Annotated in this window: 13 protein-coding genes; 1 reads left to right on the top strand and 12 read right to left on the bottom strand. The window is 64.7% G+C overall.

Going from position 1 to position 14,239, the window contains the following annotated elements; genetic code table 11:
* Positions 1-177: 177 nt before the first annotated feature.
* The 11 genes from L338_RS15200 to L338_RS15155 all read right to left on the bottom strand — a co-directional run bounded on the left by L338_RS15200 (position 178) and on the right by L338_RS15155 (position 11,845).
* Positions 178-1,158 carry a type II secretion system F family protein gene (locus tag L338_RS15200; RefSeq protein ID WP_022699261.1) on the bottom strand — a complete coding sequence of 327 codons (981 nt, stop codon included), beginning with the start codon at positions 1,156-1,158 and terminating at the stop codon, positions 178-180.
* A gap of 9 nt (positions 1,159-1,167) precedes the next feature.
* Positions 1,168-2,163 carry a type II secretion system F family protein gene (locus L338_RS15195; protein WP_022699260.1) on the bottom strand — a complete coding sequence of 332 codons (996 nt, stop codon included), beginning with the start codon at positions 2,161-2,163 and terminating at the stop codon, positions 1,168-1,170.
* 6 nt (positions 2,164-2,169) lie between these two features.
* Entirely contained in the window at positions 2,170-3,624 is a 1,455-nt protein-coding gene (locus L338_RS15190; protein ID WP_022699259.1) for a TadA family conjugal transfer-associated ATPase, read from the bottom strand.
* A gap of 96 nt (positions 3,625-3,720) precedes the next feature.
* Complete coding sequence (locus L338_RS15185; RefSeq protein ID WP_022699258.1) at positions 3,721-5,139, bottom strand: AAA family ATPase; 1,419 nt, start codon at positions 5,137-5,139, stop codon at positions 3,721-3,723.
* Between the two features lie 9 nt (positions 5,140-5,148).
* Positions 5,149-5,841, bottom strand: a complete 693-nt coding sequence (locus L338_RS16780) for a CpaD family pilus assembly protein (protein ID WP_022699257.1) — start codon at positions 5,839-5,841, stop codon at positions 5,149-5,151.
* Between the two features lie 12 nt (positions 5,842-5,853).
* Positions 5,854-7,407, bottom strand: a complete 1,554-nt coding sequence (locus tag L338_RS15175; RefSeq protein ID WP_022699256.1) for a type II and III secretion system protein family protein — start codon at positions 7,405-7,407, stop codon at positions 5,854-5,856.
* Positions 7,408-7,410: 3 nt separating this feature from the next.
* Complete coding sequence (gene cpaB, locus L338_RS15170; protein WP_027068601.1) at positions 7,411-8,238, bottom strand: Flp pilus assembly protein CpaB; 828 nt, start codon at positions 8,236-8,238, stop codon at positions 7,411-7,413.
* 86 nt (positions 8,239-8,324) lie between these two features.
* Positions 8,325-8,825, bottom strand: coding sequence for an A24 family peptidase (locus L338_RS15165; RefSeq protein ID WP_022699254.1), 501 nt, complete (start codon positions 8,823-8,825; stop codon positions 8,325-8,327).
* A gap of 136 nt (positions 8,826-8,961) precedes the next feature.
* Entirely contained in the window at positions 8,962-10,749 is a 1,788-nt protein-coding gene (locus L338_RS15160; protein ID WP_022699253.1) for a hypothetical protein, read from the bottom strand.
* Positions 10,750-10,849: 100 nt separating this feature from the next.
* Positions 10,850-11,014, bottom strand: coding sequence for a Flp family type IVb pilin (locus tag L338_RS17140; RefSeq protein ID WP_022699252.1), 165 nt, complete (start codon positions 11,012-11,014; stop codon positions 10,850-10,852).
* Between the two features lie 153 nt (positions 11,015-11,167).
* The gene (locus tag L338_RS15155; RefSeq protein ID WP_152485918.1) at positions 11,168-11,845 is read right to left on the bottom strand and encodes a cyclic nucleotide-binding domain-containing protein; all 678 of its coding nucleotides are present in this window, start codon (positions 11,843-11,845) and stop codon (positions 11,168-11,170) included.
* Between the two features lie 188 nt (positions 11,846-12,033).
* Between L338_RS15155 and L338_RS15150 the strand changes: the two genes are divergently transcribed.
* Complete coding sequence (locus L338_RS15150) at positions 12,034-12,513, top strand: pilus assembly protein N-terminal domain-containing protein (protein ID WP_161624643.1); 480 nt, start codon at positions 12,034-12,036, stop codon at positions 12,511-12,513.
* A gap of 80 nt (positions 12,514-12,593) precedes the next feature.
* Here the strand turns inward: L338_RS15150 and L338_RS16775 are convergent, their stop codons facing one another.
* Positions 12,594-14,192, bottom strand: coding sequence for a TadE/TadG family type IV pilus assembly protein (locus L338_RS16775; protein WP_022699249.1), 1,599 nt, complete (start codon positions 14,190-14,192; stop codon positions 12,594-12,596).
* Positions 14,193-14,239: the final 47 nt, after the last annotated feature.

Genomic DNA, 14,239 nt, shown 5'->3' with positions numbered 1-14,239 from the left:
GCGGCTCTCAGAACAAAGCGCCTGCCTCCAACGCCTCCCCTCATCCGGCCCTCCGGGCCACCTTCTCCCCTCCACAGGGGAGAAGGGACTTCAAATCAGCAGCGCGCTACGCCTCCTACGCCCCTAACGCAAGGGCGGCGTTTTCGATGCAACTTTTTCGAGGCGGCGCGCCAGCTCTTACATCTGCTGGAAGCGGATGATGGCCGGGCCGAGGATGACGATGAACAGCACCGGCAGGAAGAACACGATCATCGGCACGGTCAGCTTGGCCGGAAGGGCCGCAGCCTTCTTCTCGGCTTCCGCCACCCGCATATCGCGGTTTTCCTTGGCCATCACGCGCAGGGCGCTACCCAGCGGCGTGCCGTATTTCTCCGCCTGCACCAGCGCCGTCGCCACGGCCTTCACGCCGGGATGGTTGGTCCGGCGAGCCAGATTCTCGTACGCCTTGCGGCGTTCCTGCAGATAGGCCAGCTCGGCGGTGGTCAGGTGCAGCTCCTCGGCCAGCTCCATGGACTGGCTGCCCACCTCTGAGGCGACCTTCTGGAACGCCGCCTCGATGGACATGCCCGCTTCGACGCAGATCAGCAGCAGGTCGAGGGCGTCGGGAAACGCGCCCATGATGGACTCGCGCCGCTTCTGGCCCAGATTGGTCAGCCACAGCCCCGGCAGATAGAAGCCGATGCCCAGCGCCAGGATGGAGGCGCAGATGCGCAGCAGCGTCGTCAATTCGTGGCTGTTGACGAAGAACAGGTAGAACGCGGCCCCCGCGCAGAGGACAATCGGCAGAATGGCGCGCGCGAAATAGAAGGTCACGACCGGGGTTTGTCCGCGCAGCCCGGCCTGTTCCAGCTTGCCGTTCAGGCTCGGGTCTTCCAGCAGTTTCTGGAGCTGCAACCGGTCCACGATATCGCGCATCAGGCCTTTGGACTCGGCCTTCCGGATACCGCCCTTGCGTTCCGCCTGCATCGCTTCGCGGCTCTTACGGCGCAGTTGTTCGCGATGGGTGGAAACCGCCTTCAGGCGCCCGGCGAAGCGGTCGCCCTGCAGCATCGGGCCGACAATCGTGAAAACGGTCGCGAACACCAGGATCGCAGCCAGACCGCTGATCAGGTTGGTCGGATCGGCGACGACATTGGCGAGGTCTGCGAGGAAATCCATGCCGTCTCCCTAGAATTTGAAGTTGATCATGCGCTTCATGATGAAGATGCCGATCCCCATCCAGGTCGCCCCGGCCAGCAGCATCATGTGCCCCATCCGCTCGGTGAACATCAGGCCCATATAATCGGGCGATGTCAGGTGAACGATCAGCATCACCAGCGGCGGCAGAGAGCCGATGATCATGGCGGAGGCCTTGGCCTCGGACGACAGCGCCTTGATCTTCTCGCGCATCATTTTCCGCGCCCGCAGCACGACGGACAGATTGTTCAGCGTCTCGGCGAGGTTGCCGCCGGTCTTCTGCTGGATGACCAGCACAATGGAAAAGAAGTTCAGCTCCGGCAGCGGCATGCGCTCATACATACGCGCCAGGCCTTCATCGATCGGCACCCCGACCGCGGAATTATCCACCAGACGCTTGAATTCGGAGCCCACCGGATCGGCCACTTCGGAGGCGATGATTTTCAGGCATTCGCCCAGCGGCAAGCCGGTCTTCACGCCGCGCACGATAATATCGATGGCGTTCACGAACTCGGCGCCGAACTTCTTCATGCGCCGCCCGCGCAAGAAGCCGATAACCCAGCGCGGCAGGCCCAGCGTCGCGACAAATGTCACCGCCCCGACGATCAGCAGCGGCCGCCCCTGCAGGAACAGCACCGCGGCCACCATCGCGCCAAAGCCCAGCGAGGCCAGATAGAACGTCGTGACGCTGATCCCCAGCCCCGCCTGCTCCAGCTTGGCCTTCATGGTCAGGCTGCGCTTGCGTTGTTTCTTCTGTTTTTCCTCCAGGTCCTTCAGCGTTTCCTGGACCTGCTTGCGCCGCTGCGCGGCCTGGTCCAGCGCGGAGACCTGGCCCTTCTTGCGCACCACGCGGGACGTCACGTCGCCGGACACCGCCTTGACGCGCTTCTTCTGCATGCCGCCGCTATTGCCCGCGAACACCCAGCCCACTCCCGCGACCGAGAGAAAGGCCAGACCCGCGACCAGATAGAGCATCATGCCATCCATGGCGCCTTAGCCCTCCGCCGCGTCGAGCGCCGCGGCGAGCTGTTGCTCCAGCCCGAAATAGCGCGCGCGGTCCCAGAATTTCGGACGGGCAATGCCGGTCGAGCGGTGCTTGCCCTGGATATTGCCCTGAGCGTCTTCGCCTTCGATTTCGTAGACGAACAGATCCTGGGTGACGATGACGTCGCCCTCCATGCCCAGAACCTCGGTGACCTTGGTGATCTTCCGCGACCCGTCCCGCAGGCGGGCGGCCTGAATGACCACATCGATGGACCCCACGATCATTTCCCGGATCGTCTTGGACGGCAGGTTGAACCCGCCCATCGTGATCATGGATTCCAGACGCGACAGCGCCTCACGCGGGGAGTTGGCGTGAACCGTGCCCATAGAGCCGTCATGGCCGGTGTTCATGGCCTGCAACAGGTCGAAGGATTCCGGCCCCCGCACCTCGCCTACGATGATCCGCTCGGGACGCATCCGCAGGCAGTTCTTCACAAGATCGGTCATGGTGACCTGGCCCTGCCCCTCAAGGTTGGCGGGGCGGGTTTCAAGGCGCACCACGTGCGGCTGCTGCAGCTGCAGTTCGGCGGCGTCTTCGCAGGTCACGATGCGCTCGGCCGGGTCGATATAGCCGGTCATGCAGTTCAGCAGCGTCGTCTTGCCCGAACCCGTGCCGCCGGAGATCAGCGTGTTACAGCGCGAAGCGCCGATCACGCCCAGCACTTTCGCGCCCTCGGGCGAGACGGAGCCGAACTCGACAAGGTCCTTCATGCGGAGCTTGTCTTTCTTGAATTTCCGGATGGTCAGCGTCGGCCCGTCCAGCGACAGCGGCGGGGCGATGACGTTCACCCGCGATCCGTCGGCCAGACGCGCGTCGCAGATCGGCGAGCTTTCGTCGACCCGGCGGCCGACCTGGCTCACGATCCGCTGACAGATATTCATCAACTGGCCGTTATCGCGGAAGCGGATATTGGTCCGCTCCACCTTGCCGCCCGTCTCGATGAAGACGTGGTGCGCGCCATTGACCATGATGTCGGCGATATCGTCGCGCTCCAGCAGCGGCTCCAGCGGGCCATAGCCGAGCACGTCATTGACGATGTCCTGCAGGAGTTGCTCCTGCTCGGCGATCGACATGACGACGTTCTTGATCGAGATGATCTCGGTGACGATGTCGCGGATTTCCTCCGCCGCGGCGTCCCGGTCCAGCTGCGCCAGCGTGCCCAGATCGATGGTGTCGATCAGGGCGTTAAAGATCGTCGTCTTGATGGCGTAATATTCGTCCGAGCGTTCGCCGATTTCGACGGGCTGACGCTTGGGGCGCGGCTTGGGCGGTTCCGGCGCGATGGAGGCCCGGCGCGCGGCGGCCTTGCGTCCGCCCAGCTGCGCCGCAGGCGCAGGCGCGGCGGGTTTTCTGGGCGCAGGCGGAGCTTCCGGCGCAGGGGCCGCGGCCTTCGCCTCGGCCATCGCGTCAGCCAGCTCTTCCTTTTTTCTTCCGGCGCGGCGGGACGCGGCGCTTCCGCCGCTGTTCCGCCCGTCGTCCCGGTCCGTTTGCCGAACATGTCAGCCCCGGCCTAGCAGCTTGGAAAACAGCGATTTCGAATTGGATTCGACATGCCGCCCGGTGATCACCCGCGCCAGGTGCAGCATGCCTTCGGCGGCCTTGGAGTCGCCGCGCATCTCGTTGACCATCTGGCCGTTATTGGCGGCGGCGCCGAAGATCGCCGGCTCATAGGGCAGCACCAGGCAGGGCTCCGCGCCCAGCGCTTCGCAGAAATCCTTCACCGGGATTTCCGGCCGCTTGGGCACGCCCACCTGGTTCAGCACGATTTTCGGCGGTCCGTCATTGGGGCGCTGCGCGCGCACCAGGTCGAACAGATTCTTGGCGTTGCGGAGCGAGGCCAGGTCCGGCGTCGCCGTCACCACGATCTCGTCCGCCGACAGCAGCGTGTTGCGGGTCCAGCGGTTCCAGCCATGCGGAATGTCCAGCATGACATAGGGGACAGACCGGCGAACGGTGTCGATCACCTGCTCATAGGCCGCCGCGTCCATTTCCCATTCGCGGTCCAGCGTGCCGGGCGCGGAGAAAAGCGTCAGGCGGTCCGTGCAGCGCGACAGAAGCCGCTCCAGCAGCACGTCGTCCAGACGTTCCGGCTCGCGCAGCGCATCGGCGACGCCCTGCGTCGGGTCCTGATTGAAGTCGAGCCCCGCCGTGCCGAACGGCAGGTCCAGATCCACGATGGTGGCGTTCACATGCGCGTTCTCAGCGATGCACCAGCCGACATGGTGAGCGATGGTGGAGCTGCCCGCCCCGCCCTTCGCGCCCACAAAGGCCACGGTGCGGCCGGCGAACGGCGCTTCCGGATCGACATAGATGCCGGCGATGGAGGAGATCAGCTGAACCGGGCTGAGCGGCGGCACCAGATATTCGCTGACGCCCTTGCGCATCAGTTCGCGGTACAGGCTGATATCGTTCGCCGCGCCAATCACGATGACATTGGTTTCCGGGTCGCAGACCGAGGCCAGCTCATCCAGCTGGCTGAACAGGCCCTGCCCCTGCATGCCGGATTCGACGATGATCAGGTGCGGCGTGGACTTGTCGTGGAACGTCTCGATGGCGGTCGGAAGGCCGCCCATATTCACCGTCACCTGCGCCTTGGCCAGACGGCGGTCGCCGGCGGAACGCTGGATCAGCTTGGCGGTTTCGGGCCGTTCGCAAAACGCCTGGATGGCGATGCGCGGCACGGGCTGGTCGGTGGGGGCGCCATTGTCGAAGCTGGACATGTCCGGCAGCACCGGATGCTCCGCCTCGCCCTGCAGGCCATCCTCGAAATCCCCGAAATCATCCAGATCCGCAGCGCCGCCCGTCCGGGCGTCGCCGTCCTCTGGCATACCGGGATCGTACGGGTCGCGCTCATCCGATGCGTCGATATCGGCGGCTTCCAGAAGTTCGTCCGCGTCGTAGGAATATGCTTCGCTCATGGCCGGTCCCTATTCGACTGCGCTGCTGACTGTGCCGGTTTCGTTATCAGCGCGTTCGGCGCCGGTCGCCTCGCCCGCCCGGTAGGCTTCAAGCACGGCGGCGCGGCGGCCCGGATCCGGCGGCCCCATCGGCGGCGGCGCGCCGATCAGGTCGGACGGATCGGCCACCATGGCGGCGATATTGGCGTTCACCGCGCAACCGAAATTCGTGTGCGGTTCGTTCATCGCGGTCTTGGTCAGACTGGTCCAGTTGGTCCCGCATTCGGGAATTTTCGCCTCCAGCCGAGCGAACCGGATGGACATGGGCGCGCGGTTCTGGCCCGAAGCCTCATAGGGCTGGGCCTGAATATAGGCCGGATCGACGCCATAGGCGGGCGCCATGGCCCGCATCTCGGCCAGCGCCTCTGCGGCGGCCTTGGCGTTGTCGGAATTACGCGGATAGGACACCACCATGGAGCCGCGGCCGGATTGGGCGTACATCGCCATCTGGCGCGCCACCATGGAACGGTCAGACGGGCTCATCCCCCCGGCATAGGAGGCCGGGGCGAAGTCATAGGCTTCGTCCACCTGAACCACTTGCGGGGCGTAACGGTCGGACGCGAAATCGAACTTCTGCTCGTGCACTGTGGTTTCACACGCGGCCAGACTTAGTCCGACAAGAGCGGGAACAATCAGTTTCATGCGGGAGACAGAGCGTTTCATCCTGATCTCCTCCTATTCCATTACGTAGCCGTAGGGACCGCGCCAGGCCTGACCCTCGACGTCGGCGCCCGGCGCCTTGTAGACGCGGTTCAACTGGCCCAGCAGGATCGTGTTGGCGTCCGGCGCGGTGCGATATCCGTCAGCCGGGGTCTGCAGCCGGTCCGCGCTGGTCGGATTGACCAGGTACGGCGTCACGATCACCACCAGTTCGGTTTCCTGGGATTCATAGTCGCGGGAGCGGAAAAGCTGCCCCAGCACCGGGATATCCTTGACGCCCGGCAGGCCTTCGAGGTTCTGCCGCGTCTCTTCCTGGATCAGCCCCGCCATCACCAGCGAACCGCCGCTGGGCAGTTCGACCGTGGTTTCCGCCCGGCGCACGTTCAGCGCCGGAATGGTCAGGCCGGGCACCACGAAGGTCTGGCCTTCGTCATTGGTCACGGTCGACCCCTGGAAGGTCAGCGCGCCCTGATTGGTCAGCTCCGACACTTCCGTGGAAATTTTCAGCGAGATGCGGTCCTCGGACACCACCAGCGGCGTAAAGCCGAGGCCAACGCCGAAGGGCTTGAATTCGATCAGGATATTGCCTTCGTCGTCACGCCCCACCGGCACCGGGAACTCCCCGCCGGCCAGGAAATTGGCGGCTTCGCCGGTGATCGCGGTCAGGTTCGGCTCGGCCAGCGTGCGGACGATGCCGACGCGTTCAAACGCATCAAGCTGCGCGCTGATGGAGCTTTGCAGGACGCCGTCGACAAAGTTTGTGGCGTTCAGCCCGGCAGCCAGCCCGCCCAGCGCGCGGCCGGCAATCGCGTAGCCATTATCCGTGCCGTAGGTCTGCTGATTGCGGAATCGGCCCGGCTGGATGACCTCCAGAATGGGATCGCCATTGGGCCCCAGTATCGGCGCGCCGGTATCGTCCATCGCCTGCGCGCGGACCGGGGGCACGAATTCCCCGAAATTCGTCGTGCTGTCGATATTCACGCCCAGCTGCTTGAGCACCGTGCGCTGCATCTCGACCACGCGGACCTTCAGCATCACCTGCTCATTGCCGCTGATCGAGACCATGGAGAACACGCTCTCCGGCGTCTCGACCCAGCGCTGGGCCAGTTTCAGGGCCTGGTCGGCGGTCGCGGCGGATTCCACCGCGCCGGTCAGGACAATCTGGTCGTCCACCGCTTCCGCGCGGACATTGCCGTTGCGGATATAGCGGTCCAGCATGGACTGGAGCTGGCTGACATCGGTCGCGACGCTGACTTCCAGGTCCAGGATCTCGTTGCCGTTGCCGTCGAAGAAGAAGACATTGGTTTTGCCCACCGTCATGCCCAGCAGGTAAACCTGCCGCGGCGTGCGGATGACGGCGTCGGCGATATTCGGGTTGGCGACCAGCACGTCGCGCGCATCGCGCGGCAGCTCCACCACCGCCGCCTTGTTTAGAGGCAGGTCGATGGAGTCGCTGAAAGCGCCGTCGCCCGGGCCGGTGATGCGCACGCGCATCGGCTCCTGAGCGGCGGCCACCCCGGCAAACAGTGAGGCCGCGACAAGGGCGGCGAGAATTCGGCGTACAAACATGTCCTAGTTCTCCTGCACCGACACCTGGCGGGTATTGCCGTAGCGGATCACCCGCACCGTCGGCGTCGACGCCACGCGGTTGAGGCTGTTCTCGTTGCGCATCGGGCCCGTGTAGGCGATATCGGCGACGCTGCGCAGCGACAGGGCGATGTCGCCCATCGCCTCGGCCAGCGTCAGGGTTTCGGCCTCGGCCGGCGCCAGTTCCAGCGTGGCGGTCGAACCGACCACCACCTGATCGTCGCCGACTTCCTTGAAGGTCTGGTCGATGGCCAGCACGCGCACATTCTGCAGAACCGTGCGGCTGACATGCTGTTCGCGCATGGAGCGGCCGTCATCGATCTGGGTTTGCTGGGTCAGGATCACGTCCACCCGGTCATTGGGCAGGATGAACCCGCCCGCGCCCGTTTCGGCGGAGATCGGCACGGCGATGGCGCGCATCCCCGGCTCCAGCACCGCGGCCATGAAGCCCGCCGCGCCCGGATTGACCATTTTCTTGCCGTTCAGCGGCTCGCCCTCGGCGACTTCGACGCGCACGATCGCGCCGACATAATCTTCCTTGGCGTCCGGAAGCTGGCTCTGGGTCAGGAAGGAGCTGTGAATGGCGTCTTCCGGCCATTCGCGCCACGTCAGGTCGGCCTCGGTCACCCGGTGGCCGACTTCCATGTCGGCGGTGGAGACCAGGACGCGCGCGGTCTCGGCCTGCGGCGGCGGCGCGGCCGCCGGTTGCACAGGATCGTCGCCGCCTCCGCCCGACATGGCGCGGATCAGCACCACGGCGGCGATCGCCGACAAAGCGGCCAGCACAAGAACTGCAATACGAGCCGGCGCCATCTTTTACCCCTTACCCTCTTCAGGCCGCATGTCGGCCTTTACCCGTAAACAACAGAAATCCCTCAAGGCATGGTTAATTCCGGGTGTCATGCCGCCACCCCCGCCGCAAAAATTTCGCTGCCCGGAAACACGGTCAGCGCCCCCAGAGCCAGCGCGACGCCATAGGGAATTGCCGCATCCTGCTGGAACAGCTCGTTCGGCCATGCGCCGATCAGCCGGGGCGGCGCATATTTGCGCGCCATCAGCAGAAGCACCGTGAACAGGCCGCCATACAGGGCCGTCACCAGCACGAAGGCCACCACGCCCGGCCAGCCGAACCACAGGGCCGCCGCGGCGAACAGCTTGGCGTCGCCGCCGCCCAGCCAGCCCAGCGCAAACATCGCCATGCCAATGAAAAGCGCCCCGAAACCGACCGCCAGATGCAGGCCGATCGCGGCCCAACCCAGACCGGCAAGCGGCGCGGCGACCAGGAACGCCCCGGCCAGCGCCAGCGGCATCCAGTTGGGAATGGTGTAGGAGATCGCATCGCGAACCCCAGCCGCCGCCATCAGCAGCGGAAACACCAGAACCGGTAGAAAAGACAGCATCGGCCCGCCCGAAACAGGTTTGATAAATCCTTATCCCGATTGTCCACCAGTGCAGGTTAAGATCGGATGACTAATGGCCCCGCATCCGAAGCAGTTTGTTAGATTTTGATAAGACGTTGTCGCCGCGCGGTCCGGATCAGTCTTGCAGGCGGTAAACGCGCAGGGGGCCGTCCGCCCCTCCCGCCGGCCTGACGCCCGGCGGCGTCTCGCCATTTTCCAGCCGCGGCATCAGCCCGTCAGGATAGCGCCGTCCGATCTTTCCGGACTCGCTGGCGCCGGGGCAGGTCACGATATAATCGACCTCCAGCACCCGCGCGCGCTCCAGCGCCTGCGCCGGCTCCGAAGCCAGAATGGCGTAGGCGGCGATGGACCCGTCCAGATTGGTGGAATAGGGCGCGGCCAGAACGCTGTGCGGCGTATGGGTCAGCAGGAACGGGCCCAGATTGATCGGCGCCGCGATGCGGCCGGGCGGCAATTCAGCCAGATCGCTCATCGCCTCGGGCGCGACACAGGCATCATGGGCCGCCTGCTCGTCCGCCTCTCTTGTTCTTTCACTGTCAGACGCGGGCAAAACGCCGGGGAGCAGAATATAGGTCATCCCGTTCAGGGCGATGACCGCCGCCACGAGCGGGGCGTAAGCGGCGCCCTTTTCCCGCCGCGCATGGCTCAATAGATGGGTCAGGTATCCGGCCGCCGTCGGAACCGCCAGCATTTGAGAAAACATCGCGCCGCGGTTCTGGAACACGGAAATCAGGAGCGCGACGCCAAGAAAAATCGCGCAGGCCATGACCTGCGGGCGCAGATCCGGCCGCGCGCGCGCCAGCAGCCCGGCCGCAACCAGCCCGGCCAGCGGGAAACCGTAAGTGATAAACAGCAGGCCATAGTCGCGCCGCGCCATCTCCGCCGCGTTCAGGGTCTCGCGGATGCCGCCCAGCCACAGCCGGGCCAGATCCCTTTCATAACCGTCGGCGGTCAGGTTGCGCCCTTCCGGCGACCAGGCCATGGCGGGACAATGCGGGTAAAGCGCCAGAAAAGCCGCCAGCGCCGCCGCGCCAATCGCCGCCCCCGCGGCCAGCCGCCAGCGCCAGTCGCCAAGGCGCGGGAAAACAAAGGCGCACGCCGCGCAGCCCGCGCCCAGCAGAATCCCCGCGCTTAGATAAACATTGGAAAACGCCACGCAGGACTGCGCATGACCGGCCAGCCACAAACCGCTTTGCAGATAGAGCAGCCCCAGCGCGCCCGACAGCGTCAGGCCATATAGCGCCAGCGCATCGCGCGAACGCCGCCCGCCATCCAGCGCGGATAGCGCAAGGGTCAGCGCCGCCGCCACTACATAGGGAACCCCCTCCACCCCGATCGCGATGGCCAGCGCGCCGGACAGCCCCGGAAGAATGGCCCAGCGCGCGCGCCGATACGCGCCCAGAACCCCGAACAGGGAAACCGCCGCCAGGACAATCTGGATATTGTGATGATCGATGCGGCCCGGATCGAACTGGTGAACGCTGCGATAGGCGGTGATCAGCAGGATCGCGGCGATCACCGGGGCGGCGCGGCCCAGCCGGAATTCCGCGGCCGAGAAAGAAACCGCCAGGAAAAGAACCAGCAGCAGGATCAGCGGCCATAGCGTCACCGCCATCCCCTGCCCGCCCAGCGGCCCCAGAAACGGCGTGAACAGGAAGGTCAGCATCGCCAGCGGCAGATCCGGCAGGCGCGACCAGTGAAAGACCAGACCATCCACCCCCAGCCGCGGCTGGGTCAGGTCCCACCATGCGCGGCCGGCCAGCCATTCCCGCAGCTGCAGCAGCCGCATCTGGTCGTCCGGCCCCGGCAGGTTGAATTGCATCGCCTTGCCCGCGCGGGCCAGCAGCAATGAAGCCGAAGCGGCCAGCCAGACGAAGATCACGGAAAGAAAGGTCAGGCGCATGACCGCAAGGCGTTACGCGGTCATCGTCTAAAATCTGCTTAACAAGCAAAAGGGCCGCTCCTTGCGGAGCGGCCCTTTCGTCAAACAATCTGGCTAAAGATTAGCCCATGTTGTTCGCGACGCTGTTGAACGTCGTGCCGGCGTTCGTACCAACGAGGCTGACGGCCCCGATGATGGTGACCGCGATCAGAGCGGCGATGAGGCCGTACTCGATGGCGGTGGCGCCGGATTCGTCATTGGCGAACTTCGAGAAAAATTTCGTCATTTGGTCTCTCCCATGTGCAGCTAGCGACACTGTTAGGTCCAGGAGCTTTTTCCATTCATAGCCCCCCTGAACTGTCAGTCACTTTACGCAAGCCAGATTATTTCTGAGTTAAATTCGATAGTTAGCGGGCAATTAAAGTGATGCTTAAAATTTTCAGGTAACCGCTAAACGTCTTAGTGACTCATAGTCGAGGATCTCCAGACCGGGGAAATCACGCCGCGCCACGCCGGTGGAGATCAGGTGCGCCACGGCGTTGGCCGCGTCCTCTTCGCTCATGCCCGCGCCGGACGCCAGTTCGCGGTGACGGGGCATCTTGGCGATCTTCCAGAAACCGTCCGCGCCGTTCGGCTGGGCTAGCATGGCCAGCTGGCCATAAAGCTTGCGCGCCGGACTTTCGTCATCGCCGCGCTCCTCGCGGATCAGACGGCTGGCGAACCAGGCGGCCAGCGGCGCGGCCAGCGACCGGCCGCGTGCGGCCTCGTCCGCGATCGCGGACGCCGGGATCACCGCAAAAATGGATTCATAGAGCGCCGCGCCCGCGTATGCGGGAACGCTGCGCCGGGCGACGGCCTCTTCGAGAAAGCGCATCTCGCCGCCGGGAACATCCTTAAAACGGGCCCCGCCGATCAGCCGGACCATGCCGCTGACACAGGCCAGAACCGCGTTGGCCGGCAGTTCGAACGCCTGCCCCGGCGCCACCTGGCGCCATTCGGCCGCCTGCGCCAGACGCTGGAGCGGGGCCTCGGCGGCTTCCGCAAACGGCCCGAAGGCGCGCAGCGATCCGGCGCGGTCCGCCATCGGGTCCGCTATGTTTTCCTGGGGTTGGCTCATCGTGACGCCCTCTCGATACCCGTTTGTGAGCGGCGATTAGACACGCAATCCCTTTCAGCCCGCTTAAAGGGATGCTTAAGAACGTGAACGATTTTCAGTCCGATTTAGGGTTTCCTTCACGCATGGCGCGTTATGCCTGCGCCCAAAGCAGACGTGCGGTAAAAGGACTGAAAGTCATGCGCGGGCATATGAAAACCCTCTTCACGGCCGGCCTCGCCGGCGCGGCGCTGTGCGCCGCCGCGGCCACCGCGGCCCAAGCGGCCGAGGTCCGGGTCGAAATCGACCAGGCCAAGCCGGTGCGTCTGGCCAATTCGGCCGCGACGCTGGTGATCGGCAATCCGCTGATCGCCGACGCGGTGATCCATGACGACGGATTGCTGTTCGTTTTCGGCAAAACCTACGGCCAGACGAACCTGATCGCCCTCAACGAATACGGCGAGACGATCTATTCCACCAATATCATGGTCACGCATGTCGACGACCAGGGCGCAGGCTCCGCGGTCTCGGTTCATCGCGGCCCGGTGCGCTACACCTATAGCTGCGCCGGACGGTGCGAAGACCAGCCGACCATCGGCGACGACGACACCTGGTATCAGGCCCGCGTCTCGCAACAGCAGGCCAAGGTCAGCGGCGGCGCGACCCAGGCCCAGGGCGGCGGCGAGAACTGATCCGCGCCGGCGGTTCCATCACTTGAAAAAAGGGCGGCCCGGAAGGCCGCCCTTTTTCTTTGTCTTCAATCGCGCCCGGCCTAATGCGCGATGCGCAATTCGGTCAGTTGCTTGGCGATCGTCTGGAAATGCTCTTCCAGCTCCCCGTTGGAGGTGGAATCGAAATAATATTCCGGATAGGTCGCGCAGGACCGGAACACGTCTTTCAGGTCGCCCGAGCTGAGACGGAACGTGATCGTATAGATGGTGATCCCCTCCGCCTTGATATTCTCGCAAAGCGTGGACATGCGGTCATTGATCCGCCCCTTCGCGGTGTTCCGGTTATTGGTCCCCAGCCGCATCTCGGACAGATAGCCATATCCGGAATAGTTGGACTTGTTGTGGCTGTCCCAGCCGCCATGAATCTGGTTCTCGCCGTCCGTCATCAGGACCAGCGCCTTCTTTACATCCGGGTCGTCATAATCGCCGCCCTGGGTAAACGGGGCAGACGGCGACAAGGCCCGCCAGCTCCAGGACAGACCGATCGCGCCATTCGTGCCCGACCCGTTCCAGGGCTGCATCGCCGAGATCTCGCCCAGAATGGCTTCCTTGTTATTGGTCAGCGGCAGCAGCGGACGCGCGCACGACATGTTCGGGCCATTGGTGTTGGACGGCCATTCATCGAAACTTGGCACGTCCAGCGAGCCATAGAAGGCGTCGACATATTTCTGAAGATTGCGCTGTTGCTCGGCCGGCGTGCTGCCATAGTCGGAATCATCGCCCAGATAATTGTTGTGGTAATCGCCGCCGCTGGACGGTTCGTCCGGCCAGAAATAGGGCACGAACAGCGTGTCCGGATTGGCGGAATTGGGGGAATGGTCCGTGACGTCGAACGGCGCCGCCCGCGCTTCCACGCACCCTTTCCAGGATTGTCCCAGCGCCCCGAACAGCGCGCCGTGAGGCATCCGGTCGCCATTGCTCAGATTATAGGTATGCCCGTCGAAGCTGACGCGCGCGGGGCCGGCCGACCAGGTATCGAAATTCTCGCCGTGATGCTCCGCCCTCGCGTCCCAGTCGATCCAGCCTGAGGAATAACCGGCGCTTTTCACATTGACCGTCGTCACATAGGGCACCACCGAAATGCGCACCAGCGGGTGCTCATCCTCGTCCCCCATCAGGATATTGACCAGGTCGGAGGAAGCGTTGCGCAGCGCGCCGATCTTGCCGCCGCCGCTCATCGAGCCGGTATTGTCCAGCGCCAGCGCGACTTCCAGCCGTTTCGTCTCGCGCACGATGTCCGCCTCCACGCCCAGCGGGATGCGATAGACATTGATCAGGTCCAGGATCATCGGAACCGAGGCGGCGTCGAGGTCCACATGGATGGTCTCGTCGGTCAGCGTCAGCTGCAGATTCTCGACCTGCGCGTATTCGCCCGCCGTCAGATTGGCCTTCAGGAAATCATCGGCGATCCCGGTCAGCTCCTCCTCGTCATCGGACCCGCTCACCCCCGCCGCCAGACCGGCGGCGTCGACCGCGTGAACCAGCTTCTGCCGCAAGGCGTGCGCGCGGCCCAGATCCACCGCGATGCCGATAAGTATGGCCATGGGAATGGCGGCCAGCGCGAACAGCACCAGCACCTGGCCGCGCTGGTCTTTTCCCGCGCGGCGAACGAAACGGGTCATCGGAAACAGGCGGCTCATGATTCTTGCGGCTCCCCCGGCAAACCAGTCGGCGCGCCGGCAGCGGC

The sequence above is a fragment of the Euryhalocaulis caribicus genome (genome assembly GCF_000412185.1).
GTDB lineage: Bacteria > Pseudomonadota > Alphaproteobacteria > Caulobacterales > Maricaulaceae > Euryhalocaulis > Euryhalocaulis caribicus.
The sequence above is the reverse complement of the archived record's forward strand: the minus strand, read 5'-3'. Positions and strand labels throughout refer to the sequence as shown.

Bases quoted from the DNA above. Each gene is read 5' to 3' on its own strand.
- L338_RS15160 (WP_022699253.1), bottom strand. From the start codon at position 10,749: ATGCGCCTGACCTTTCTTTCCGTGATCTTCGTCTGGCTGGCCGCTTCG.
- L338_RS15185 (WP_022699258.1), bottom strand. From the start codon at position 5,139: ATGAGCGAAGCATATTCCTACGACGCGGACGAACTTCTGGAAGCCGCC.
- L338_RS17140 (WP_022699252.1), bottom strand. From the start codon at position 11,014: ATGACGAAATTTTTCTCGAAGTTCGCCAATGACGAATCCGGCGCCACC.
- L338_RS15190 (WP_022699259.1), bottom strand. From the start codon at position 3,624: ATGGCCGAGGCGAAGGCCGCGGCCCCTGCGCCGGAAGCTCCGCCTGCG.
- L338_RS15200 (WP_022699261.1), bottom strand. From the start codon at position 1,158: ATGGATTTCCTCGCAGACCTCGCCAATGTCGTCGCCGATCCGACCAAC.
- L338_RS15150 (WP_161624643.1), top strand. From the start codon at position 12,034: ATGAAAACCCTCTTCACGGCCGGCCTCGCCGGCGCGGCGCTGTGCGCC.
- cpaB (WP_027068601.1), bottom strand. From the start codon at position 8,238: ATGGCGCCGGCTCGTATTGCAGTTCTTGTGCTGGCCGCTTTGTCGGCG.
- L338_RS16780 (WP_022699257.1), bottom strand. From the start codon at position 5,841: ATGAAACGCTCTGTCTCCCGCATGAAACTGATTGTTCCCGCTCTTGTC.
- L338_RS15175 (WP_022699256.1), bottom strand. From the start codon at position 7,407: ATGTTTGTACGCCGAATTCTCGCCGCCCTTGTCGCGGCCTCACTGTTT.
- L338_RS15165 (WP_022699254.1), bottom strand. From the start codon at position 8,825: ATGCTGTCTTTTCTACCGGTTCTGGTGTTTCCGCTGCTGATGGCGGCG.
- L338_RS15195 (WP_022699260.1), bottom strand. From the start codon at position 2,163: ATGGATGGCATGATGCTCTATCTGGTCGCGGGTCTGGCCTTTCTCTCG.
- L338_RS15155 (WP_152485918.1), bottom strand. From the start codon at position 11,845: ATGAGCCAACCCCAGGAAAACATAGCGGACCCGATGGCGGACCGCGCC.
- L338_RS16775 (WP_022699249.1), bottom strand. From the start codon at position 14,192: ATGAGCCGCCTGTTTCCGATGACCCGTTTCGTTCGCCGCGCGGGAAAA.